The organism is Amycolatopsis sp. lyj-84 (assembly GCF_046549075.1).
Classification (GTDB): Bacteria; Actinomycetota; Actinomycetes; order Mycobacteriales; family Pseudonocardiaceae; genus Amycolatopsis.
On record NZ_JAJPWO010000022.1, the window covers coordinates 31423 to 54116 of the forward strand.

Annotated in this window: 20 protein-coding genes and 1 tRNA gene; 9 read left to right on the forward strand and 12 right to left on the reverse strand. The window is 69.5% G+C overall.

The window, feature by feature from the left end; all coding sequences use genetic code 11:
* Nucleotides 1–38: 38 nt before the first annotated feature.
* From ACLJRM_RS41225 to ACLJRM_RS41250, 6 genes are all read right to left on the reverse strand, one after another.
* Nucleotides 39–410, reverse strand: a complete 372-nt coding sequence (locus tag ACLJRM_RS41225; protein WP_101611221.1) for a hypothetical protein — start codon at nucleotides 408–410, stop codon at nucleotides 39–41.
* Nucleotides 403–3144: an FtsK/SpoIIIE domain-containing protein gene (locus ACLJRM_RS41230; protein WP_101611220.1), complete on the reverse strand. Its 2742-nt coding sequence runs from the start codon at nucleotides 3142–3144 to the stop codon at nucleotides 403–405. The genes ACLJRM_RS41225 and ACLJRM_RS41230 overlap by 8 nt, the downstream gene beginning before the upstream one ends.
* Before the next feature lie 15 nt (nucleotides 3145–3159).
* The gene (locus ACLJRM_RS41235; RefSeq protein WP_101611219.1) at nucleotides 3160–3405 is read right to left on the reverse strand and encodes a hypothetical protein; all 246 of its coding nucleotides are present in this window, start codon (nucleotides 3403–3405) and stop codon (nucleotides 3160–3162) included.
* Nucleotides 3406–3408: 3 nt separating this feature from the next.
* Entirely contained in the window at nucleotides 3409–3669 is a 261-nt protein-coding gene (locus ACLJRM_RS41240) for a hypothetical protein (RefSeq protein WP_101611218.1), read from the reverse strand.
* Between the two features lie 137 nt (nucleotides 3670–3806).
* Nucleotides 3807–3894, reverse strand: a tRNA-Ser gene (locus ACLJRM_RS41245).
* A gap of 72 nt (nucleotides 3895–3966) precedes the next feature.
* On the reverse strand, nucleotides 3967–4713 hold the full coding sequence (locus tag ACLJRM_RS41250; protein ID WP_410666139.1) for a PP2C family protein-serine/threonine phosphatase: 747 nt from the start codon (nucleotides 4711–4713) through the stop codon (nucleotides 3967–3969).
* 77 nt (nucleotides 4714–4790) lie between these two features.
* On the opposite strand from ACLJRM_RS41250, the gene ACLJRM_RS41255 reads away from it, so the two are divergent.
* From ACLJRM_RS41255 to ACLJRM_RS41275, 5 genes are all read left to right on the forward strand, one after another.
* Nucleotides 4791–6452 carry an N-6 DNA methylase gene (locus ACLJRM_RS41255; protein WP_101611216.1) on the forward strand — a complete coding sequence of 554 codons (1662 nt, stop codon included), beginning with the start codon at nucleotides 4791–4793 and terminating at the stop codon, nucleotides 6450–6452.
* A complete protein-coding gene (locus ACLJRM_RS41260) occupies nucleotides 6453–7337 on the forward strand; it encodes a serine/threonine-protein kinase (protein WP_101611215.1) in 885 nt (294 codons plus the stop codon).
* A gap of 117 nt (nucleotides 7338–7454) precedes the next feature.
* Nucleotides 7455–8108: a L,D-transpeptidase gene (locus tag ACLJRM_RS41265; protein WP_410666140.1), complete on the forward strand. Its 654-nt coding sequence runs from the start codon at nucleotides 7455–7457 to the stop codon at nucleotides 8106–8108.
* A gap of 541 nt (nucleotides 8109–8649) precedes the next feature.
* On the forward strand, nucleotides 8650–11472 hold the full coding sequence (locus tag ACLJRM_RS41270; RefSeq protein WP_410666141.1) for a PQQ-dependent sugar dehydrogenase: 2823 nt from the start codon (nucleotides 8650–8652) through the stop codon (nucleotides 11470–11472).
* Nucleotides 11473–11559: 87 nt separating this feature from the next.
* Nucleotides 11560–14382 carry a PQQ-dependent sugar dehydrogenase gene (locus tag ACLJRM_RS41275; protein WP_410666142.1) on the forward strand — a complete coding sequence of 941 codons (2823 nt, stop codon included), beginning with the start codon at nucleotides 11560–11562 and terminating at the stop codon, nucleotides 14380–14382.
* Nucleotides 14383–14445: 63 nt separating this feature from the next.
* Here the strand turns inward: ACLJRM_RS41275 and ACLJRM_RS41280 are convergent, their stop codons facing one another.
* Nucleotides 14446–15969: a 3-hydroxyacyl-CoA dehydrogenase gene (locus ACLJRM_RS41280; protein ID WP_101611212.1), complete on the reverse strand. Its 1524-nt coding sequence runs from the start codon at nucleotides 15967–15969 to the stop codon at nucleotides 14446–14448.
* A 170-nt stretch (nucleotides 15970–16139) separates the two neighbouring features.
* Between ACLJRM_RS41280 and ACLJRM_RS41285 the strand changes: the two genes are divergently transcribed.
* Both ACLJRM_RS41285 and ACLJRM_RS41290 read left to right on the forward strand, forming a co-directional pair.
* Nucleotides 16140–16334 carry a hypothetical protein gene (locus tag ACLJRM_RS41285; protein ID WP_101611211.1) on the forward strand — a complete coding sequence of 65 codons (195 nt, stop codon included), beginning with the start codon at nucleotides 16140–16142 and terminating at the stop codon, nucleotides 16332–16334.
* Nucleotides 16335–16343: 9 nt separating this feature from the next.
* A complete protein-coding gene (locus ACLJRM_RS41290) occupies nucleotides 16344–16967 on the forward strand; it encodes a TetR/AcrR family transcriptional regulator (RefSeq protein ID WP_410666143.1) in 624 nt (207 codons plus the stop codon).
* On the opposite strand, the gene ACLJRM_RS41295 is transcribed toward ACLJRM_RS41290, so the two are convergent.
* Nucleotides 16951–17640 carry a TetR/AcrR family transcriptional regulator gene (locus ACLJRM_RS41295; RefSeq protein ID WP_410666144.1) on the reverse strand — a complete coding sequence of 230 codons (690 nt, stop codon included), beginning with the start codon at nucleotides 17638–17640 and terminating at the stop codon, nucleotides 16951–16953. The two genes, ACLJRM_RS41290 and ACLJRM_RS41295, sit on opposite strands and share 17 nt — an antisense overlap.
* Before the next feature lie 147 nt (nucleotides 17641–17787).
* Between ACLJRM_RS41295 and ACLJRM_RS41300 the strand changes: the two genes are divergently transcribed.
* Nucleotides 17788–18246, forward strand: coding sequence for a nitroreductase family deazaflavin-dependent oxidoreductase (locus ACLJRM_RS41300; RefSeq protein ID WP_410666145.1), 459 nt, complete (start codon nucleotides 17788–17790; stop codon nucleotides 18244–18246).
* Between the two features lie 502 nt (nucleotides 18247–18748).
* Here the strand turns inward: ACLJRM_RS41300 and ACLJRM_RS41305 are convergent.
* The 3 genes from ACLJRM_RS41305 to ACLJRM_RS41315 form a co-directional block, all read right to left on the reverse strand.
* On the reverse strand, nucleotides 18749–18955 hold the full coding sequence (locus ACLJRM_RS41305) for a hypothetical protein (RefSeq protein WP_410666146.1): 207 nt from the start codon (nucleotides 18953–18955) through the stop codon (nucleotides 18749–18751).
* A gap of 67 nt (nucleotides 18956–19022) precedes the next feature.
* A complete protein-coding gene (locus tag ACLJRM_RS41310) occupies nucleotides 19023–19679 on the reverse strand; it encodes a response regulator (RefSeq protein ID WP_101611206.1) in 657 nt (218 codons plus the stop codon).
* Nucleotides 19676–20851 (reverse strand): sensor histidine kinase, encoded by a 1176-nt coding sequence (locus ACLJRM_RS41315; RefSeq protein WP_410666147.1) that lies wholly within the window; start codon nucleotides 20849–20851, stop codon nucleotides 19676–19678. Before ACLJRM_RS41315 ends, ACLJRM_RS41310 begins: the two co-directional genes overlap by 4 nt.
* 52 nt (nucleotides 20852–20903) lie before the next feature.
* Here ACLJRM_RS41315 and ACLJRM_RS41320 point away from each other — a divergent pair, with 52 nt between their 5' ends.
* A complete protein-coding gene (locus tag ACLJRM_RS41320; RefSeq protein ID WP_410666148.1) occupies nucleotides 20904–21977 on the forward strand; it encodes a hypothetical protein in 1074 nt (357 codons plus the stop codon).
* Here ACLJRM_RS41320 and ACLJRM_RS41325 read toward each other — a convergent pair.
* Nucleotides 21971–22579, reverse strand: a complete 609-nt coding sequence (locus ACLJRM_RS41325; protein ID WP_101611203.1) for a hypothetical protein — start codon at nucleotides 22577–22579, stop codon at nucleotides 21971–21973. The genes ACLJRM_RS41320 and ACLJRM_RS41325 overlap by 7 nt on opposite strands.
* Between the last annotated feature and the right edge of the window lie 115 nt (nucleotides 22580–22694).

The following is a 22694-nucleotide window of genomic DNA, read 5'->3' on the forward strand; positions in this document are numbered from 1 at the left end:
TTTGCAAGTAACGGGCCTTTCATGGCATGGGCGCCGGGTCACGAGCGTTTCGCGCGCCATCCCAGGGAAAGGACGGCCTGCACGAGTTCCTGGTAGCTCGGCTTGACCTCTTCCAGGTACTTCTCCAGGTACCCGGCCCGCGCGGTCGGCACCGGCTGCGGGTCTTCGTCGTCCGGCAGCCAGGTGAGGCCCTCGACGTTGTGCTGGGCCATCTTCCACCACCGGGAAGCCCTGTCGACCGCGCGCTGCTCGCGTTCGGCGGCGTCCGCGACGGACTGGTGCGCCTCGGCGAGGCGGGCCTCCAGTTCGTCCGCGCGGGCGACCTCCCAGCCTCGGAGGTTCTCCGCCGAGGCACGCGCGAGGCCGACGATCTCCTTGTACCGCATGGCCGCGGTGATGCCGTCATCCATCGAGAAGCCCTTCCGGACGCTGGAACGGGATGATCACCTCAGGGGCGCCGTGGGTGGTGCGGTCGAAGAACAGCGCGCGACCCGGTCGCGGCGACCAGTGCACGACCTGCCCCGCGGCGAACGGCGACAGTTCGTTGCCCTGGACGTCCAAGGCCGCCCAACTGCCGATGTCGTCGGTGCCCGCGAAACCGAGTGTGTCCTTCAGCCGCGCGATGCTGCGCCACCAGCCGATGGTGTGGACGCCGTGCCCCGGACCCTGCTTCAGCAGCACCCGCAGCTGGTCCAAGCCGCTCTTGAGCTGGCCGGGCGCCTTGGCCTCCAGCGCGGGGATCGAGGCGTCGACGCCGTAAAGCAGGAGCACGTGAGCTTTGTCCAAAGAGGACAGCTTTTCCGCGATATCGATTACCCGGCCGGGCAAATCGTCGACCAGTGTCGCCTTGTGGCCCTCCGCTTCCAAGCGCGCGGCCAGATCGGACACCGCGGGGAAGCATGCTTCGATGGGACACGAAAGCACGAACTCCACCGCACCGTCGTGATGCTGGCGAGCCAAGGAGCGTGCGGCGGAGTCCATGATGGACAGTGCCTCCGCCGTGGCGGCGCCCAAGACCGCGACATTCCGTCCAGGCGCCTTCGGCAGTTCGACACCGCAGGCGGCTTCGTCGACGTCGATGGACTGACCGAGCAGCGCCCGCGGTTTCTTCGTGGGCTTCAGATCGTTGAACGCCGGGAACTGTTCCAGCACCGGCGAATGCGCCCCGTCGAACAGCCGCGGCCGTTTGAACGACTCCGAGTACCGTTCCCACAACCGGTGCTGCAGCTTGACGAAGACGTCCTTGCTGCTCGCGTCCGGGACGTGGGCGAGCTGGTTCCCGTGCGCCACACCGGAATCGTGGTTGATCACCGCATGCCACTTCGGTGCCGAGACCGCCGCGTTGTTGGTCTCGGACAGCACGCGCCGCGCCTTCGGCATCGCGATCCGCAGCGTGCACTGCTCGAACACCGCGGGCTTGCCCCAGAACGCCTCGATCCCGGCGACGTCCTGGCTCGCCAGCACCAGGTGGATGCCCTGAGACCGGCCTCGCCGCGCGATGTCCTCCAGCAGCTGGGTCGCGGTCGCCGTCACGCCGTCGCGGCCGGCGAACAGGTACTGGAACTCGTCGATCACCGCGACGATCCGGGGCCAGTGCCCGCCGGGGTCCTGCTCGCGCAGGTCCGCGAGGTTGGTGACCTCGTGCTGTTTCGCCGCGGCGGACCGGCGCCGCAGCTCGTCGGCGAGGTAGCGCAGCAGCGCCAGGCCGAACTCGCGGTCGGTGTTGACGTTGACCCCGATGAGCTTGGCGTGCGGCAGCCAGCTGGCGTCCCGCCGTCCCGGCGCGAGCCCGGCGAACGACACGCCTTCCTTGAAGTCCAGCAGGTACAGCGCGAGCTCGTCCGGCGAGTACCGCGCCGCGAAGCTGCCGAGCAGCGAGTACAGGAAGTTCGTCTTCCCCGAACCACTCGGCCCGCCGATGAGCACGTGCGGGCTGGCGTCGCCGATGACGACCTCCACCGCCTCGCCCTCGAAGAAGCCGACCGGCGCCCGCAGCTCCCGCGCCGAACTCTCCTTGCCCAGTTCGGTGGGCAGCAGGTCGGCGAACGCGCGGGGGCCGCCCTGTTTGGCGATCAGGGCCTCGGCGATCCGCCCGGCGGCCCGGATGACCTGCCCGGACGGCATCGGCGGGTCCAGGTCGACGATCAGGTCGGGGCCGGTCATGCTGCTGATCGCGTGCCGGTCGTCGGTCAGGCTCAGCGATTCGACCGACGTCGACAGCATGGTCGGCACGTCGATCAGGATCAGGCAGATCCCGGCCGCGAGCGCCCCGGTGGCGACGCGTTTCAGCTCGCGGGCCCGCTCCGGTTCGAGGGTCTCCCCGTTGCCGTAGAGCACCGCGACGCGGAACGGTTCGACGCGCTGTCCGCTCGCCCGCCGGATTTCCCGCAGCGACGTGTGTCCCGCCTGCATCCCGGTCGCGTGGATGCGGCGGATGTGCCCGGCCAGTTCGTCGAGGAGGTCCTCGAGCCGCCCCGGGTCGTACAGCGTGAGCGCGCTCGTGCGGCTCAGCGGGTAGAGGTCGGGCAGGATCGCGGTCAGCTGCCCGACGTCCCACAGGTGGATGCGCACCGCGCCGGGTTCGAACGTGCTCAGCACCCGCATCAGCAGGTTCTGCACGATGCCGTCCACCGCCGCCCGGGTCTTCGGTGCCGACCTGATCGACAGATGCGACTCGTCGAGCAGGGGTATCGCGACGTCGAACGTGCGTTGAATGTCCTGGCCCGGCACGGTCGCCGAGCCGACGCGCCACAGGCCCGGCGCGGTGATGCCGGGGTTCCCGCCGACGCGGCCGAGCCAGTTGCCCGGCTGCTGACCGGCGGGACCCGGCGCGTTGTTCGTGACCAGGTCGCGCAGGGCACCCGGCCCGGCTTCCCAGTCCGCGTAGAACTGGCCGCGCACGCTGCCGAGCATGCCGAACACCTCGTTCGCGGCGGGATGCTGTGACCACTCGGCGTACTGGTCCGAAGTGGAGTTGTTCATCCCCACCCGGACGATGCGCTGTTCCAGCTCCAGCTTGGCCAGTTCCGCCTCGGCGGCCTGGCGGGCACCGGCGGCGGCGCCGAGGACGAGCCCGATCTGGTGACGGACCCGCTCCAGCGCCGTAACGACGCGATTGCGCTGTTCACTCGCTTTGCTGCCCATACCGGCTCGCCGATCTCAGAGGCGTGATTGGTAACCGCTGACCAGGTCGTCAGCGGCGGAAAGGCGCGTCAGGAGATTTTCCAGGCCCTCGTCGGCCTGCGCCAGCTGCGGCGGCACCCATGGCACGGCTTGGGCCTGCGGTTCGACCAGGGCGCGCCGGGACTCCTCCAGCAGGCTTCTGGCCCGCTCGGCATGGGCACGTCCGTCGGCGAGGCCGGTTTGGACGGCCGTCAGCAGCTGGTGCAGTTCTTCGAGGTACATGGTTTAGAGGCGGGTCGAGTACGACTCGGCCGACGAAATGCCCGCCTGGATGGTGCTCTGCATGCCGGTGATGCCCTGCAGGGCCTCGGCGAGAAGCCCCTGTGCCTGGCTCACCTCGTGCTGGGTGCTGCCCTGGGTGGCCTGTGAAAGGGAAAGCTGGGCTTCTTCAAGAGACTGCGCTGCCTGCTGAAGTGCGGCGATGCTCGCAGATGCCTTCTCGTTCGCGAGCGCGATACCAGCGCGGATCTCTTCGACTCCGGCCATTTTGGCGGACTCCTTGGGACGTCGGGGGCTGGAACGACCACGTCTAAACTTAGCGTGATCAACTGACTCTGTTAAGTGAAGGTCCTGCTGTGTAATCAACAAGGCCCCGGACGTCGGAACGTCCGGGGCCTTGCTGATGGCGGAGGATACAGGATTCGAACCTGCGAGGGCGTGAACCCAACACGCTTTCCAAGCGTGCGCCTTAGGCCGCTCGGCCAATCCTCCGTGGGGAACTTTACCGGATGCCCTTCCGGCCTTTCGAAGGTGGGTCTGACCTGCCTTTCCGGCCGGAACGCCTCACGGGTGCGCGGGCGCGAGAACGTCGGCGACGACGCAGGTGATGTTGTCCGGTCCGCCGCCCTCGTTGGCCAGGTGGATCAGCCTCGGGACGGTCTCTGCGGGATCTTGGAAGGTGCCGAGGACGTCCTTGATAACGGTTTCGACAACCGTTGCCGTTAACCCATCCGAGCACAGGAGAAGACGGTCGCCGGGGGCCGCCTCGAAGGTCCAGATGTCCGCTTCGCCGCTCCCGGTGCTCAGGAGCGCCTTCATGAGCAGTGAACCGCGAGGGTGTCCCTCGACTTCCGAGGCGTCGATGCGCCCGTCGTCCGCGAGGGCCTGCGCGAGCGTGTGATCGCGCGTGAAGCGCTGAAGCGTGCCGTCGCGCAGGAGATACCCGCGGGAGTCTCCGATGTGCGCGGCGGCGAAATGGGCGCCGTCGAACAGCAGCGCGGTCAGGGTGGTGCCCATGCCGCGGGTCTCCGGTTCGCGCTCGGCCGTCGCGATCAGCCGGTCGTCGATCGCGCGGACACCGCCGGAGAGGACCTCGATCAGGTCGACGTCCGCGAGGTCGAAGCCGCTGAGGTCCGCGTCGAGCCGGGACAGGACGCCGACCGCTTCGGCGCTCGCCACCTCGCCGTGCGGCTGGCCGCCGATGCCGTCGGCGACCGCCAGCATCCGGGCGCTGGTGTAGAGCGAGTCCTGGTTGACCTGACGGCGTCGCCCGACGTCCGAGCCGGCGGCGTACCGAAGGGTGTACGTCATGTGACCCAGTAAAGCAGTTGTGTACTGAGTTCACAAACATAGGTCTGGAATGGTCAGCTGTCGGTTACGATGCGCCGATGGAGGAGCAAGCCACCGTCAGCGCGGCGGACATCGCGCACATCGCCGGCGTCGGCCGCGCCGCGGTGAGCAACTGGCGTCGACGGTACGGAGATTTTCCGCCGCCCGTCGGCGGGACGGCGTCGAGCCCCCTCTTCTCGCTGCTCGACGTCGAAAACTGGCTGCGTGAGCGCGGGAAGCCGTTCGAGCTGTCGCTCGGGGACCGGATCTGGCAACGGCTGCGGAACCTCGGCGACGACCTGTGGCTGAGCTCCCGGGTCGGCAGGGTGGGCACGTTCCTGTCGCGGCGGGCCTCCGGGGAGGAGTGGGATTTTTCGCCCCGCTACGACGATCCCGAGTTGCTCGAACTCTTGGACCGCTTCGCGGGCGAGGTGGGGGCGCGCGAGGCCTTCGAGTTCCTGTGCGAACGCTACGTCGAGGCGCACTCCCGCCAGCTGTCCGTCACGCCGGAACCGGTGGCCGCGTTGATGTCGCGGCTCATCGGTCCCGAACCCGGCGTCGTGCTCGATCCCGCGTGCGGGCTCGGGACGCTGTTGCTCGCCTCGGGCGGCACCCGGCTGCTCGGCCAGACCGACGATCCGGCGATTTCGTGCATCGCGGCGCACCGGCTGCTGCTCGCGGGCGCGGACATGGAGATGTACGGCGCGGACGCCCTGCCGATGGACTCCTACGAAGGACTTCTGGCGGACGCCGTCGTCTGCGACCCGCCGTTCAACGACCGGGAATGGGGTCACGACGAACTCGTCGGCGACCCGCGCTGGGAGTACGGCCAGCCGCCGCGCGGCGAGCCGGAACTGGCGTGGGTCCAGCACTGTCTCGCGCACGTCAAACCCGGCGGGCTGGTCGCGATCCGCATGCCGCCCGCCGCCGCCGGGCGCCGGACCGGACGCCGGATCCGCGGGAACCTGTTGCGGGCCGGTGCTTTGCGCGCGATCGTGACGGTCGGCGGCGCGGATCTCTGGCTGCTGAGGCGCCCGGAGCCCGGTGAGCGTCCGCCGTCCCGGTTGCTCCTGCTGGCCGATCCGTCCACTGTGGAGGAACAGTGGCGGGAGCACCTGCGCGGCGCCGAGGTGCCGGGCGCGGTCCGGATCATCGACCTGCTCGACGAGGAGATCGACCTTTCCCCCGCCCGGCATCAGGCGCGGGACGGGCACGCGGGCGAGGCCTTCCTCGAAGTCCGGAAGCATTTCGAGGGGATCCGGCCGGAACTGCCGCCACTGGCGATGGCCGATGAGACCCCGCAGTTCACCACGATCGGCGAGCTGCTGAAGTCCGGGGTGCTCACGGTTCCGGAATCGGTGGAGGAGGGAGACGTCGTCGCGTCGCCCGCCGTGCCCGCGTATGTCCACAGTGGAGCGCCGGTCACGGTGGAGTCGCCGATGTCGAAGTACCGCACCGATCCCGAACGGCTGGACGCCGCGTTCCTCGCCGGCTGCCTGCGCGCGGCCGGGCAGATCGCGCCGACCTCCTCGACCAGGATCGACCTCAAGCGCACCCGGATCCCGCGTCTGCCGATCGAAACGCAACGTGCCCACGGGGAGGCGTTCACCCGGCTCGCCGCCTTCGAGGACGCCCTGCGCGAGGCGGCGGAATCGGGCCTGGAGCTGGTGCGGCTAGGCTTGGCAGGGCTAACGGAAGGTCAACTGAGGCCAGGGAACTAAGTGCTGATCGCGGACCGCTACGAACTCGACGAGCTGCCGCTCGGCCGGGGTGGGATGGGCGCGGTCTACGCGGGCCACGACCGGCATCTCGGCCGCCGCGTGGCGGTGAAGTTCCTCGGGCTCCCCGGCGGTCCGGACGCCGAACTCGAACAGCGGTTCATCCGCGAGGCACGGATCCTCGCCACCCTGGAACACGCGGGTGCGCCGACGCTGTACGACTTCGGCACCTACGACGAGCGGTTGTTCCAGGTCATGCAGTTCATCGAGGGCGTGACCGTCGCCGATCTCGCCGCCGAACACGGTCCGCTGCCGGTGCCGTGGGCGGCCGCGATCGCGGCGCAGGCCTGCGCCGTGCTGTCCGCCGCGCACGCGCTCTCCATCTGTCACCGCGATCTCAAGCCCACCAACCTGATGCTGTGTCCCGACGGCAGCGTGAAGGTGCTCGACTTCGGGCTCGCGATGCTGCGCGAGACCGACGTCGCCCAGTTCACCCGCGCGGGGCAGATCCTGGGCACGCCCGCGTACATGGCGCCCGAGCAGATCCAGCGCGGGATCGCCGGGCCGCGCAGCGATCTGTACGCGCTGGGCTGTGTCCTGCACGAAATGCTGACCGGCAGGCAGCTGTTCACCGGCCCGACGGCGTACGCGGTGTTCGAGAAGCAGGTCAAGGAGAGTCCGGCCGAAGTGGACGGTGTCCCGGGTGGACTGAACGTCTTGCTCGCGGACCTGCTCGAGAAGGATCCCGAGCGCCGTCCCGCGGACGCGAACGAGCTGTTCGGACGGTTGGCCGTGTTCGCGCGGGACCTGCCGCCGCTGCCCGGATATCTGGACGAAGGCGCCAATCCGGGCCGGATGTACGCGCGGGTCGTCGGCCGAGTTCCCTGATTTCCGCAGGTCAGCGGTCTTGAGACAGGATCGTGACCTTCCGGCCAACAACCCCTTACGGGTGAGCTCCGTCTTTACCCATGTCAGACGCACTACGGACAATCGGGGGTAAGGGTCGTGAAGAAGTTCCTGGTGGGGGTGACCGCACTGGCCACCGCGCTGGTGTTGACAGCGTGTTCCGGCGACGCCGGGGGCGGCTCGCCCGGTGGCGGCGCCGTCGCGCAAGGCGATCCGGTGGGCGGGACGACGACCACGTCGGCGCCATCGACGTCCTCCGCCGCGCCGACCACGTCCTCCCGGACGCCGAGCAGCAGCAGCTCCGCGCCGAAGCCGTCCACGTCGTCGAAGCCCAAGCCGACACCGAAGCCCACGCCGAAACCGGCGGCCAAGCCCGCCGCGAACGCCGCCGACGTGCCGTGCAAGGCCGCGCTGGCCTCGCCGGGCGTGAGCGCCTGTGTGGACCTCTCCGCGCTGAAGACGTGGCTGCTGCAGGACGGCAAGGTCATCTACGGTCCGGTCAAGCAGCTGCCCGGCAAGAAGGGGCACGCGACGCCGACCGGTGTCTTCCACGTTTCGGCCAAGGTCAAGAACTACCACTCGAAGCAGTTCGACGCGCCGATGCCGAACTCGGTGTTCTTCCTGCCGGGGATCGCGTTCCACACCGGCAGCCTCTCGGTGTACTCGCACGGCTGCATCCACCTGGCCGCGGCGGCTTCGCAGAAGTACTTCACGACGCTGCAGAGCGGCGACGTGGTGCAGGTCGTGGCCTGACCCTTTTTGTCCGTGAAGGCCCCCTTTCCTACCCTGAGGGTGGGGAAGGGGGCCTTCACGTAATAAGAGGAGACCCGCCCCGCGCCCTCGCTACGTGAAAGCCTCCTTCCCGCGTGTCATGTGGTGAAGGCCTCCTTCACCACATGCGACCCGGTGAAGGAGGCCTTCGCTACGTCGTTGGTCTGATGTGCCGTGGTGGTCGGACGCTCGACGTGGGCTGACCAGCGCGAGGTGTACGCAGAGCGAGGGGTGTGTGGAAATAGGGACACTGAACGTCCCTATTTCCACACACCCCTCGCGTCTCCGGCAGTCTGGATCGCTCCCTTGCTACGCGAAGGGAGCCTTCCCCGCGTCACATGCGGCGAAGGCTCCCTTCATCGCGTGTGACGCGGGGAAAGTCCCCATCAGCTCCCCGCTCCGGGCGGAACCTCACGCGGATCATTGCGGTTCGGTTGCTTTGAGATAAATGAAAGCTCCTGGCGGCAATGCCCGCCCCGTTCCCGGCGACGTGCCATGACACGCCGGAAATGGGGAAGTGCCGATGAACCGGAGCCGGGTCCTCACTCGCACACTCGTCGCACTGTCGGTTTCCATCCTGCTTTTCCCGGGATGGGTGGGCGCTCCGGAAGCGACCGGGGCGCCCACTCTGCCGTCCGGCTTCGTCCTCCGTGACCAGCCGAGCGGTCAGGCCGCCTTCGAGCTGACCGATTTCGCTTATCTGCCCGACGGTTCGGTGCTCAGCACCGGCAAGAGCGGCAAGGTCGCGTGGGTGTCCACCGCCGGCCAGACGCGGACGATCGCGACACTGCCCGTGCACGGCAACGGCGATCTCGGCCTCGTCGGGCTCGCCGTCGCCCCGGATTTCGCGACGTCGCGCCAGATCTACCTCGCGTGGTCGTTCGACACGGGAGGTGGCGCGTTCACCATGCGGGTGGCGCGCTGGACGGTGGCCGGTGCGGACGGTCCCACCGGCCTCACGACCGAGCGGGTGCTCGTCGACCTTCCCGGTTTCCACGACGTCCACGGCATCACCGGGCTCATCGCGGCCGACGACGGGACGGTGTGGATCTCCATCGGCGACGCCGCCGACTTCACCAGAATGGATCCGGGCGCGCTGCGTTCGCTGGACCTCGATCAGTTGTACGGCAAGATCCTCCACATCACTCCGGACGGTGCCGGTGTGCCGGGCAACTCGTACTACTCCGCCGCGGCGCCGAACGCGAACCGCTCCAAGGTCTTCTCCAGCGGTTACCGCAGCCCGTTCCGGTTCTCCCTCGACCCGCGTCTCGGCCTGCCGGTCGTCGGCGACGTCGGCTGGAGTACCTGGGAAGAGGTGAACGTCGTGCGGCCGGGGACGAACCACGGCTGGCCGTGCTGGGAGGCGAACGTCCCGACGCCGGGGTACGCCGGGCTCGCGGGCTGCGCCGGTGTCGTCAACACCCCGCCGATCACCGCCTACCGTCACGGTTCCGGGGTGGACGAAGGAAACAGCGTGACCGCCGGGATCGTCTACAGTGGATCGTCCTATCCGGACGAATACCGGGGCGCGTTCTTCTTCGGCGACTACGTCACGCAGAAGATCTGGACGATGACCTACGACAGTCAGGGCAGGCTCGTCCAAGCGCCGCAACGGCCGCCGAAGTTCACCGGTGTCGGCGGCCCGGTCAAGTTCGCGGCTGCGGCCAACGGCGACATCGTGTACGCCGACATCCACAGCGGGAACCTGCGGCGGCTCAGCTACCCCGGCACGAACGCGGAACCGGTCGCGGTGGCGACGTCGGGCACCGAGCCGTCGACGAGGACGGTGACCTTCGACGGCACCGGTTCCTACGACTTCGACGGCGACCCGCTGACCCATCACTGGGACTTCGGGGACGGCACGAGCCAGACCGGCACCCGGGTGACCCACACCTACGCGGCGGACCTGGTGAGGACCACCGCACGGCTGACCGTCACCGACCGGCTCGGCGCCACCGGCGGCACGGACGTCGCCGTGGTGCCGGGAAACCACTCGCCGGAACCGGTGATGACGGATCCCGGCGCGCGGACCTTCGCGGTCGGGGAACCGGTCGTCGTCGGCGCGACGGCGACCGACGCGGAGGACGGCGTGCTGCCGGTCACCTGGACCACGCTGATCCGGCACTGTCCGGAGGAGGCGACCTGCCACGCGCATCCCGGTTCGCCGGGCAGCGGCCCGGTCCTCACCTCGCCCTTCACCGACCATCAGGACTCGCGGGTCGAGATCACCGCGACGGTGACCGACAGCGCCGGGGTGACCGCGAGCAGGACCTATGTGGCCAGACCGCGTGAACACCGGCTGACGTTGACCGGCAACACCCCCGCCGCGCTGATCATCCCGGCGGAGGGCGGGGTCAACACCGCGATGGTGACCGAGGGCGCGACGTTCGAGGTCGTGGCGGAGGAGGTCGCCGCGGACGGCGTCGCGACGTTCGCGAACTGGTCCGACGGGAGGACCACGCGGACGGTGACCGTCACCGTCCCGGCGCACGACCTGACGCTGACCGCGACCTATCTCACCCCGATCGACCGGCGCTACCAGTCGGAACCCGCGCTGCGGCAACGGCTTGGCGCGCCGACCGGGCCGGAGGTCGTCGACGGGCCCGTGCGGTATCGGCCGTACGCGGGCGGCAGGCTCTACTGGAGCGCCGAGACCGGCGTGAAGCAGATCGAGGGCCAGATCCTGGCGAAGTACCTCGCGCTCGGCGGGCACGGGAAGTTCGGTCCACCCGCGACCGACGAGACCGCCACCGCGGACGGCGCCGGCCGGTTCAACCTCTTCCCGAACCGGCCAGGCACGCTGCAGTCCTCCTTCTACTGGACACCGTCGACGGGCGCGCATCCGGTGTACGGGCGGATCAGGGTCAAATGGGCCGCGCTGGGCTGGGAGGCCGGGCCGATGGGCTACCCGACGACGGACGAACTCCCCACCCCCGACAGGACCGGCCGGTTCAACCACTTCAGCAAGAGCGCGTCGATCTACTACACGGCGCAGACCGACGCCAAGGCGATCTGGGGCCGCATCCGGGTCCGGTGGGCGGCGCTCGGCTGGGAGGCAGGCCCGCTCGGCTACCCGGCGACGGACGAGACCGCGACCCCGGACGGCGCCGGCCGGTTCAACCACTTCACGAAGGCGGGCTCCGTCTACTGGTCGATGGCGACGGACTCGCACGCGATCTACGGGGCGATCCGGCAGCGCTGGGCCGCGCTCGGCTGGGAGCGGTCGTACCTGGGCTACCCGGCGACGGACGAGTTCACCGTCCCCATCGGACGGCAGAACAGCTTCCAGACCGGCTACGTCACCTGGAACCGGAGCACGGGGCAGGTGATCGACCGACGGTGGTGATCACAGTTCGATAAAGCCACTCGAAAGTGTGAAATGTCCACCTAGACCCCGTCGATGAGACGTTCGACTGGGGAAAGGGGCTTCTGCATGCCTTCGAGATTCCGTGCGCTCTGTCATGCCCTCGTGACACTGCTGATAGTGACCTTGCTGGTGCCGTTGACGTCCACTGTGGCGTCCGCGGCGCCCGTGTTGCCACCCGGCTTCGTCCTTCGTGACCAGCCGAGCGGTCAGGCTCCGTACGACCTGACCGACTTCGCCTACCTGCCCGACGGTTCGATCCTGACCACCGGAAAGGGCGGCAACGTCGCCTGGGTGTCCACCACCGGACAGGCGCAGAACATCGCCAGCCTGCCCGTCCGCAGCACCGGCGACCTCGGCCTGGTCGGGATCGCGATCGCCCCCGACTTCGCGACCTCCCGCGCGGTCTACACCGCCCGCGCGGTCGACGTCGCCGGTGGCGGTATCGCCCTGCGCGCCTCGCGCTGGACGGTCACCGGCACCGCCCAGCCGACCGGGCTGACCGCGGAGAAGGTCCTCGTCGAGGGCGCGGCCAACACCGACATCCACGGCATCACCGGTGTCGTCGCCGCCCCTGACGGCACGGTGTGGGTCTCGACCGGCGACAGCTCCCGGTTCCAGGGACAGGCGGACCCGTTCGCGCTGAACGTGTACGACCTCGACAAGATCTTCGGCAAGATCTTCCACGTCACCGCGGACGGCGCCGGCGTGCCGGACAACCCCTACTACGCCGCGGCGAACCCGAACTCGCTGCGTTCCAAGGTGTTCGCGAGCGGCTTCCGCAGCCCGTTCCGGTTCAGCCTCGACGCCAGCACCGGTCTCCCGGTGGTCGGCGACGTCGGCTGGGGCACCTGGGAAGAGATCAACTTCGTCCAGAAGGGCGCGAACCACGGCTGGCCGTGCTTCGAGGGCAACCAGCCCGCCGACGGTTTCTCCGCGATGCCGCAGTGCGCCTCGGCCGTGAACACCCCGCCGATGCTGGTGGTCCAGCACGGCCAGGGCCCCGACAACGGCAACAGCATCACCGGCGGCATTGTCTACAATGGAGAGTCGTACCCGGAGGAATACCGGGGCGCCTACTTCTTCGGCGACTACGCCACGCAGAAGCTGTGGACGGCCAAGTACGACACGCAGGGCCGGGTCGTCCGCGCACAGGAGACGCCGCCGAAGTTCACCGGTATCGGCGGTCCGGTCAAGTTCGCGGCCGCGGCCAACGGCGACCTCGTCTACGCCGACATCTACACCGGCATGCTGAAGCGGCTCAGCTACACCACCGGGAACAAGGCGCCGGTCGCGGTCGCCACTTCCGAGACGAACCCCGAAACCCGCACGGTTTCGTTCGACGGCAGCGCTTCCTACGACTTCGACAACGACCCCCTGACCTACGAGTGGGACTTCGGCGACGGCACCACCGGCACCGGGGCGAAGGTCAGCCACACCTACGCGGCGGGGACCGAGAAGTTCACCGCCAAGCTGACGGTGAAGGACGGCCTGCAGGCGGCGGGCAGCACGGACCTGGCCGTGGCGCCGGGGAACCACTCGCCGAAGCTGACCATGACCGACCCCGGTGACCGCCTGTTCGCGGTCGGCGAGGAGGTCAAGGTCGGCGCGACCGTCACCGACACCGAGGACGGCGCCCTGCCGGTCACCTGGACCACGCTGGTCCGGCACTGCCCGGAGAACGCGGTCTGCCACGCGCATCCGGACCACGGTGCCACCGGCCCCGAGTTCACCATGCCGTTCACCGACCACACGGACTCGAACCTGGAGTTCACCGCGTCGGCGACCGACAGCGCCGGTGTCACGGTCTCGAAGACCTACGTCGCGAAGCCGAAGGAACACCGCCTCACGCTGACCAGCAACGTCGCCGCCGCGCTCGGCATCACGCCGGAAGGCGGGGCGGCTTCGGCGATGGTGGTCGAAGGCGCGACAGTGGAGATCCAGGCGGCCGAGGTCGCTGCGGACGGTTCGTCGTTCTTCACCGGCTGGTCCAACGGGGCCACCGGGCGGCTGACGAACGTCACCATGGGCACCACGGATCTGACGATCACGGCGAACTACATCACGCCGATCGACAAGCGCTACCGCGACGAACCCGCGGTGGCGCAACGACTCGGCGCGCCGACGGCGCCCGAGGCCGTCGACGGCACGGTCCGCTTCCGCACCTACGAGCGCGGACGGCTGTACTGGTCCAAGGAAACGGGCGTCAAGCAGATCGAGGGCGAGATCCTCAAGAAGTACCTCGCTATGGGCGGCCACAAGGAGTTCGGCCCGCCCGCGACCGACGAGCAGACCACCCCGGACACCATCGGGCGCTTCAACGACTTCCCGATGTGGCCCGGCAAGATGCAGTCGTCGATCTACTACACGGTGAACACGGGCGCGCATCCGGTGTTCGGCCGGATCCGGGTGAAGTGGAAGGCGCTGGGCGCGGAGGCCGGTGAACTCGGCTACCCGAGCACGGACGAGCACATCACGCCGGACAAGGCCGGTCGCTACAACCACTTCAGCAAGAACGCGTCGATCTACTACACGGTGCAGACCGACGCCAGGGCGATCTGGGGCCGGATCCGCGCGAAGTGGGCGGAGCTCGGCTGGGAAGCGGGGCCCCTCGGATACCCGTCGACCGACGAGTCGGCGACTCCGGACAGCGTCGGCCGGTACAACCACTTCACCAAGGCCGGGTCGGTCTACTGGACGATGGCGACCGACGCGCACGCGATCTACGGGGCCATCCGGCAGCGCTGGGCCGCGCTCGGCTGGGAGACCTCGTACCTGAGGTACCCGACGTCCGACGAGATCGCGGTCTCCGGCGGACGGCAGAACAACTTCCAGGGCGGCTACGTGTTCTGGAACGCCTCCAACGGCGCGGTGACCGACCGCCGCTGGTAAGGCCGTAAGTACGTGAAGGCCCCCTTCATTGCGCCTAGCGCAGCGAAGGGGGCCTTCACGTATCTAGCGGAGAAGGTCGTCCGGTGAGGTGCCCGCCGAGGTGAGCGGGAGGCCGAGCGCGACCCGTTCGGTGAGCCAGCCGCTCGGCCGGTAGCGCTGGTCGCCGGTGCTCGCGACGAGTCCGCGCAGGACCCGCAGCACGAGATCCGCGCCCGCCTCCTCGCCCCAGGTCAGCGGTCCGCGCGGGTAGCCGAGGCCGAGCCGGACGGCGGTGTCGATGTCCTCCGGCGTCGCGAGCCGTTGCCCGGCGATGAAGCAGGCGGTGTTGACGATCGACGCCAGCAGCCGTTGCGCGATCGGCGCGGGGCCGTCGCGGACCACGGTCACCGGCAGTCCGGTCGCGGCGAGCGCGCCCCAGGCGGTGCGGCCGGCGGCGGGGTCGAGCGCGGGATGGACCGAAAGGGTCAGGCGTTTCCCGTAGCCGCCGAGGGGATCGACCCCGACGACCCGGTCCGCCGGGAGACCCGCGGCCAGCGCGGCGTCCACAGTGGACGATCCGATCGGGCTGACGATCAGGACGGTGTCCGGGTAGGCGGAGTGCACGACCTGGATCCCCGCCGCCGAGAGCAGCGTGCCGAGGCGTTCGTCCTCGACCCAGACCGGTGTCGCCGGCGCTTCCGGGGCGGGCGGCTCCGGGTCGGCCTGCTGCGCGCCGTCGACGTAGCGGTAGAAGCCCTCGCCGTTCTTGCGCCCGAACAGCCCGGCGGCGACCCGGGGCCGCGTCTGCCACGACGGCCGCAGCCGCGGTTCGCCGTGGAAACCGCTCCAGATGCTTTCGAGCACGGCGTGCGAGACGTCGAGACCGGTGAGGTCGAGCAGTTCGAACGGGCCGAGTTTCAGGCCCAGCACGTCACGCGCGACTCGGTCCACCTCGGCCGGGCTCGCGATCCCCTCGGAGAGGATCTGCAGTGCCTCGGTGCCCAGTCCGCGGCCGGCGTGGTTGACCAGGAAGCCCGGCGCGTCGCGGGCGAGGACGGGTTCGTGTCCCCAGCCGCGGACGAGTTCGGTCATCGCGGGCGGCAGCCAGGCCGCGGTCCGCGCGCCGGGGACGACCTCGACCAGCCGCATCAGCGGGACCGGGTTGAAGAAGTGGAGGCCGAGCAACCGGCCGGGATCGGTCAGCGCGGCGCCGATCTCGGTGACCGAAAGCGAGCTGGTGTTGGTCGCGAACACGGTGTCCGGGCCGCAGACGCGTTCCAGTTCGGCGAACAGCGCGCGTTTGATCTCGAGGTCCTCGCGGACGGCTTCGATCACGAGATCCACGCCGTCGGCGGGCGCCAGCGGTCCGTCGGCCGCGATCAGCCGCCCTTTCGCGGACGCGGCGGCTTCTTCGGTGATCTTGCCCTTCGAGGCGAGTTTGCCGAGCATCGCGCCGACGTGGTCGATGGCCTCGCCGACCGCGTCGGGCCGGGCGTCGGCCAGCTCGACTTCGAGCCCCGCCGTCACGGCGAGCTGGACGATGCCCCGGCCCATCACCCCGGTTCCGATGACCCGGATCCTGCCGACCTGCTCCGCCCACTTCTCCACCGCGAGCCGCCTTTCCCTCGATGCCGTCCCCGGCGTGACGTTAGCCGTCACGCCGATATCTCGCCCGGAAGGGTGATCCGTGCCCTACCCGGCGTAAGGCCACCGAACCGGCGCGGTCCCATCCGCGAAAACCGAGTGTTCCGCGCACCACCCCCGAAGGGAAAGCTCCCATGGCCACCGTCCCCGCCGCCGCAGCCGTCCGGACCACGCCGTTGCTCCTCGTCGCCGTTCTCTTCGGGGCCGTCGGCGCCCTCTTCGCGAGCCAGGCGTTGTGGCCGCTCACCGCGCTGGCCGTCGTGGTCGCCGTCGCCGTCCTCGCGGGCGGGGTCTGGCTGACCGGACGGCAGGGAAGCCGCGAACTCTAGGATCGCCATGTGACGGCGAAACGCTTGACGCGGGAAGAAAGCCGCGAGCAGACCAAACAACGCCTGCTCGCGGCGGCCGCCGAGCTTTTCGCCGAACGCGGGGTCAACGGCACGTCGGTCGAGCAGATCGCCGAACGCGCCGGCTTCACGCGCGGAGCCTTCTACGGCAACTTCGACGGCAAGCACGAGCTGGTCGTCGAGCTGCTGCGCCGCCGGACCCAGCGCGAGGCCGTGGAGGTGGCCGCGCTGAGTTCGGGCGTAAGTTCCTTCGCCGAGCTGATGGACCGGCTGCGCGCTTGGAACGTCGAGCGCGCCGAACACCTCGAAGGCTGGCTGATCCTGCGCACCGAGCTGGCCCTGTACGCGCTGAGGAATCCCGAAGCGCGGCCGCTCGTCGGCGAAGGCGAGAAGTCGACAAGGGCACTGCTGGAGACCTCCGTCCGGACCGAGCTCGCCGCCCGGGGCGCGACGCCGCCCGCCGACCCGGCCTTTCTCGCGCTGATCCTGCACGCGCTCGAGGACGGTCTCCTGCTGCAACGTTTCCTCAGTCCCGAGGGGACCGGCGACGAGGACGCGGTGGACGCCGTCCAGCTGCTGATGCGGTCTTGGACCGCGCTCAGCCGGTCATCTTGATCCCGGTGAACTCGGCCATCTGACGGATTCCGTGCGCGAAGAAGGCGTCCGACGGGTCGACGGAGCCGACGTACTGGCCGAATAGCTCGAAGTTGATCATCCCGAACAGCTGGGTCCACGCCATGATCAGCCGGGAAGCCGTCTCGGGGGCCAGGTTGATCTTGAGGATCCCGGCGACGGCGTCGAGCTGGTGCAGGAGTTCGACGGGCATCTCGCCGACCTCGGTCTCGACCCGGAGGTTGGCGTCGCGCAGCACCGCGACCAGCGCGAACGCCACCCGGCCCGCGGGCGCGATGGTGTCCTGCGGGGCCTGGTAGCCGGGAATCGGCGAGCCGTAGATCAGCGCGTACTCGTGCGGGTGCGCCTTCGCCCAGGTGCGGACCGCGTGCCAGATCGCTTCCCACCGTTCCAATGAGGACTTCTTCGCGTCGTCGGCGGCCTCCGCGGCCTCGCCGACGGCGTTGTAGGCGTCGAGGATCAGGTCGGTCAGCAGCTGCTCGCGACTGGAGAAGTACCGATAGAGCGCCGACGAGACCATGCCCAGCTCGCGCGCGACGGCGCGGAGTGAAAGGCCGAGCGCGCCGACTTCGGCGAGCTGGCGGCGGGCTTCGTCCTTGATTTCGCGGGTGAGCTCGGCACGGGCGCGTTCGCGCGCGGTCTGGGTGGCGGCCATGCTCTCACTGTAGAGCATCGCACCTAAAGGAGAGCACTGCTCTTGACGCGAGGCGCCGCTCTGGTGTTCACTGCTCTTAACAGAGAGCGCTGCTCTCGCAGTATTTGATTCAGCAGAGCGAGATCCAGCAGAGTCCGAGGAGACGAGATGACCACCGCAGCCACCGCCACCCGCTACCTCAAGCCTGCCAAGGCGACCAGCGCGTTCAACGAGTTCGTGCTCAAGCTGACGAAGCTCGGCGTCAGCGTCCTGGGCAGCCGGGTCCTCTCGGTCCGCGGTCGCAAGAGCGGTGAGCTGCGCTCGGTCCCGGTCAACCTGCTGAAGCTCGACGGCGAGCGCTACCTGGTCGCGCCGCGCGGTGTCACGCAGTGGGTCCGCAACCTGCGCGTCGCGGGCGAAGGTCAGCTCAGTGTCGGGCGGCGCACGGAGACGTTCACCTACACCGAACTCGCCGACGACGAGAAGCCCGAGATCCTGCGCGCCTACCTCAAGCGCTGGAAGTTCGAGGTCGGCGTGTTCTTCGACGGTGTCGACGCGAAGGCGTCCGACGAAACCCTCCTGGAGATCGCACCTGGGTACCCGATCTTCAAGATCGCGAGCCGGTGAGAGGTAAGGCGGGAGGGGCGTGGTGGGTCGGGTTGGTCGTGGTCGCTTGAAGTACGTGATGGCCCCCTTCCTTGCGCTAGACGCAAGGAAGGGGGCCATCACGTACTTGGGGAAGGTGCGAAGGTCGAGTTTCCTCGGCTGAGCCGAGGGAAGGGGTCTTCACGCGCGGCCGCTGTGGCTGCTGGTGCGTGTGGGGCGATTGTGGCGATTGTGGCGATCACGAAGGTAGTGAAGGCCTCCATCACTACGGTCAAGGTAGGCAAGGGGCCCTTCACGGCCCGCCCCCCGTGAACGACCGCAGCCAGAGGCCGGCAGGTGACCAAGACACCCTCGGCCCCAACCCGAATCGCCACTCACGACCAGCCCGCACCGATCGCCACCCCCTGCCCGCGTTGCGAAAGCCACTTTCGCAACCTTCAACGTTGCGAACGGCACTTTCGCAACACCCGCCCTGAGGCCGACACCGAGGGACGGCACGAGCACGACCACCCGCACCGATCGCCTAGTCCTCGGATCGTGCCCGTCGCGTGCGGCGGGCGGTGGCCGCCACCAGCACCACCCCGACCAGGAAAGCGACGAGCCCGATCAGGAACCACAGTTTCTGCCCGGTCATGAAGCTGCCGGTCAGCACACCGGCGCCCTGGAGCACCCAGACACCGCCGACCAGCAGGAAGACCAGTCCGATCGTGAGCGTGACCCAGCGTTTCATGCGCAGCTCCCCGCCTCGACGTGCCTTGGGGCGATTCTGGCACCGCGAGCCCCGTCCGGCGAACCGATCACCGGCCGCCGACGAGACCGTTGCGGTAGGCGTAGACGACGGCGTGCACCCGGTCGCGCAGCCCGAGTTTCGCCAGGATCCGGGAGACGTGGGTCTTCACCGTCTCTTCGCCCACGTGCAGGCGCACGGCGATCTCCGCGTTGCTGGAGGCGTCGGCGACCAGCATGAGGACTTCGCGTTCGCGTGAAGTGAGCCGCTCCAGCTCCGCCGGTTCGGCGGCGACGGGTTCGATGCTGGTGGCGAAGGTCGACACCAGCCGCCGGGTCACCGTCGGGTCGATCAGCGCGTCACCGCGCGCGGCCACCCGCATGGCCGAGACGAGCTCTTCGGGGGCGAGGCTCTTCAACAGGAACCCGCTCGCCCCGGCCCGCAGCGCGCGGTAGACGTACTCGTCGGAGTCGTAGGTCGTCAGCACGAGGACGCGGGTGTCGTTACCCGGCGCGGACATGATCGCCTCGGTCGCGGCCAGGCCGTCCAATTTGGGCATCCGGACGTCGAGCACCGCGACGTCCGGGCGCAGCGCGGCCGCCTGCGCGACGGCCTCGCGCCCGTCCGCGGCCTCGCCGACGCATTCGAAATCCGCCTGGGTGTCCAGTACCGCGCGCATCCCGGACCGGAACATCGCGTGGTCGTCCGCCAGCAGAACCCGGATCACTCCGCCTCCAAAGGAAATCCGACTCGAACCCGCCAGTGCCGCCCGTCGTCGAGCGGTCCGCATTCCGCTTCCCCGCCGAACAACGCGACCCGCTGCCTGATCCCGGCGAGACCGCGTTTCGTCGATTCGGCGGCCGAGTTCCGGCTCGTGCGGCCGATTCCGTTCGTGATGGTGAGGACGACCTCGGTCTGCCGGTAGGCGAGGTCGATTTCCACGGTCTTGCCGGAGCCGTGCCGGAGCGCGTTCGTCAGCGCCTCCTGCGCGATGCGGTACAGCGCGATGTCCACCGACCCCGGCAGTTCCCGCGGTCCGCCGTGACTGGTCAGCCGCGCGGGAAGTCCGGCGGTGCGGAGGTTGTCGAGCAGCTCGTCGAGGTTGTCCAGCCCCGGTTGCCGCTGCGCGTCCCCGTTCTCCTTGCCGTGCAACAGATCCAGCAGGCGCCGCAGATCGGCCATCGCGGCCCGGCTCGACGATTCGACGGCGGCGAGCGAACGCCGTACGGCGGGTTCGCCCTCCGGCAGCCCGAGCCGCGCGGCGCCGGCGTGCACGCCGATCGCGCTGACATGATGCGAGATCACGTCGTGCAGGTCGCGGGCGATCGTCGTGCGCTCTTCGATGACGGCACGGCGCACCGCCTCGGTTTCGTGTTGTCGCCGTTGATCCTCCGCGCGCTGGAGATCGGCGATGTACGCGCGCCGCGCGGTCGTGTAGCGGCCGACCATCCACGGCAGCAGCCCGCTCACGCCGACGTCGATGAGCAGCAGCCGCCAATCCCGGTCGCCCCGGTCGACCGGGATGACGTTGCAGGCGACCAGCCCGGCGAGCATCGCGCCGAGGGCGGCCAGCGCGGGTTTCGTCGAAAGCCAGGCGCCCGCGCGGTAGCCCGCGATCAGCACGCCCGCGTTCGTGGCCTGCAGATAGTGGTCGTAGGGGAACAGCAGGAGCGGAGCGGCGGTGAGCAGCACGCCGTGCGCGGCCGAAACCCAGCCGGAGTACCGCGACGGTCCGGCGAGCGCGGCGTTGGCGAGGATCCCGCCTGCCAGCACCACCCACGCCTGCCAGCCGAGCGAGAGCGGCGGCCCGGCGATGAGGAACAGCCCGGCGTCGGCCACCAGGCAGACGGCCGCGACCGCACACGCCTGTCTCGCCAGCGAACCACTGATGTCCCGCACGCGCCCAACTCTGCCCTATTTCGGTGGACAGGGGTTCCTAAGATCAAAAGCCATGACGGCCGTGAAGACGCCCGTGCTCTGGACGACCGGGGCACCGGGAGCGGGAAAATCCACCACCGCCTGGGGTTTGTACACGCGCATCACGGAATCGGGCGGCAACGTCGCTTACGTCGACATCGATCAGCTCGGCCTGATCGGCCCGCCCCCGGGAGGCGGCGAGGCCTCGCACGCGATCAAGGCGGCCAATCTGCTGCGGGTGCTGGAGATCCTGCGCGGCCGGGGTGTCAGGCAGGTCGTTGTGTCCGGGGTCGTGGACCCCGAAAACGGTATCGAGGCGTACTTCGAGGGCCGCGACTTCGAGTTCACGCTCATCAGGCTCACTTGTGCTCGCGACGAACTCCGGAGCCGGTTCCTCGAACGCGGTTCACCCGCCGCCGCCCTGCCCGACCTCTTCGCGGTGGCGGAAGCCTACGACCGCACCGGTTTCGGCGAGCGGCTGGACACGACCGGACAGAAGCCCGACGAGACCGTGGACGCCCTGTTCCGCCGCTGCGTCGTGGAAGACGGGCCGGTCCTGCCGCCGGATCCCGTGGAGCCACTGCCCGGACCGGTGACCGTGGTGACCGGCCCGACGGCGGTCGGCAAGTCGACGGCCGCGTTCAGCGCGCTGCGGGACTTCTGGGCGCAGGGGGAGCCGGTCGCCTACGCCGATCTCGCGCAGTTCGGGTTCGTGCACCCCGGCCCGGATCCGGCCGTGGAGGCGGCGATCCTCGCCGCTGTCTGGCGCGGTTACCGCGACGCAGGAGCGCGGCGACTGCTCGTCGTGGCCAGGGAATTCCGCCCGGAGCACCGGCAAGTCTTCGACGAGATCAAGGTCGTCCACCTCGACGCCGACGCCGCGACCCTCACCGACCGCGTCCGCCGCCGGGCCGAGGGCGAATCCGCGCTGCTGGCCGGCGACGAACTCCGCGGCGTGCCCTCCGGTGTGCGGGACGGGGTGGTCGCCCGCGCCGTCGACGAGGCAGCTCGGATGCGGCGTTTTCGCGGCGACCGCGTCGTCCTCGACACCTCCGGACAGGAACCCGCCGAGACGGCCGCCGCGCTGCTCGCCGCCGTGCGTCAGTAGCCGGGCGGCGGTCCGTCCTGGCCAGGCTGGCCTTGACCACGCTGGCCCTGCCCCGGCTGGCCGCCGTTCTGGCCGCGCTGGTTCTGCCCGGCCTTGCCGAGGGTCGTCGCCGTCGCGGTGTTCCCGGAGACCTTGGCGGTCACCGTCACCGTCTCGCCGATCTTGGGATCGCCGGTCTTCCGTGTCGACGAATCGACCGTGTAGACCTGCTTGTAGCCGTCCTTGCTGGTCAGGCTGACGGATGTCGCGCTGATCTCGGTGATCTCCCCGGTCTGCAGCCGCTCGGTGCTGTAGCCGCCTTTCCCGTCGGAGACGACGAAGTCGCCGTGCAGCGCGTCGCGCGGCATCCCACCGCCGGGGCCGACGAGCACCCGGCCGCCCGGGCCGCCCATCATCCCGCCCTGTCCCTGTTCGGCGCCGTTCGCGGCGGTTCCGGCCCAGATCGCGGCGCCGCCACCGGCGGCGATCACCACCGCCACCCCGGCCGCGATCGCGGTCTTGCGGCCCGACCAGGCCTTCTTCGGTTCGCCCGCCGGAGCCGGCGCGCCCCAGGCGGCTGTCTCACCCGCCGGGGGTTCGGCGGGTTTGGTCGGTTCGGTCATCTGGTCGCCTCCGTGTACTCGGTTGCGGCCAATGCTGTTCGCCGTCGCTGTGCGGAAGCTGTGCCGTCGGTGGGCACGCGCTGTGTTTCCTTCCCCTGCCGGGTGATCGTTCACA

Bases quoted from the DNA above. Each gene is read 5' to 3' on its own strand.
- ACLJRM_RS41230 (WP_101611220.1), bottom strand. From the start codon at position 3,144: ATGGGCAGCAAAGCGAGTGAACAGCGCAATCGCGTCGTTACGGCGCTG.
- ACLJRM_RS41270 (WP_410666141.1), top strand. From the start codon at position 8,650: ATGAACCGGAGCCGGGTCCTCACTCGCACACTCGTCGCACTGTCGGTT.
- ACLJRM_RS41305 (WP_410666146.1), bottom strand. From the start codon at position 18,955: ATGAAACGCTGGGTCACGCTCACGATCGGACTGGTCTTCCTGCTGGTC.
- ACLJRM_RS41295 (WP_410666144.1), bottom strand. From the start codon at position 17,640: ATGGCCGCCACCCAGACCGCGCGCGAACGCGCCCGTGCCGAGCTCACC.
- ACLJRM_RS41300 (WP_410666145.1), top strand. From the start codon at position 17,788: ATGACCACCGCAGCCACCGCCACCCGCTACCTCAAGCCTGCCAAGGCG.
- ACLJRM_RS41240 (WP_101611218.1), bottom strand. From the start codon at position 3,669: ATGGCCGGAGTCGAAGAGATCCGCGCTGGTATCGCGCTCGCGAACGAG.
- ACLJRM_RS41225 (WP_101611221.1), bottom strand. From the start codon at position 410: ATGGATGACGGCATCACCGCGGCCATGCGGTACAAGGAGATCGTCGGC.
- ACLJRM_RS41235 (WP_101611219.1), bottom strand. From the start codon at position 3,405: ATGTACCTCGAAGAACTGCACCAGCTGCTGACGGCCGTCCAAACCGGC.
- ACLJRM_RS41325 (WP_101611203.1), bottom strand. From the start codon at position 22,579: ATGACCGAACCGACCAAACCCGCCGAACCCCCGGCGGGTGAGACAGCC.
- ACLJRM_RS41255 (WP_101611216.1), top strand. From the start codon at position 4,791: ATGGAGGAGCAAGCCACCGTCAGCGCGGCGGACATCGCGCACATCGCC.
- ACLJRM_RS41320 (WP_410666148.1), top strand. From the start codon at position 20,904: ATGACGGCCGTGAAGACGCCCGTGCTCTGGACGACCGGGGCACCGGGA.
- ACLJRM_RS41285 (WP_101611211.1), top strand. From the start codon at position 16,140: ATGGCCACCGTCCCCGCCGCCGCAGCCGTCCGGACCACGCCGTTGCTC.
- ACLJRM_RS41275 (WP_410666142.1), top strand. From the start codon at position 11,560: ATGCCTTCGAGATTCCGTGCGCTCTGTCATGCCCTCGTGACACTGCTG.
- ACLJRM_RS41250 (WP_410666139.1), bottom strand. From the start codon at position 4,713: ATGACGTACACCCTTCGGTACGCCGCCGGCTCGGACGTCGGGCGACGC.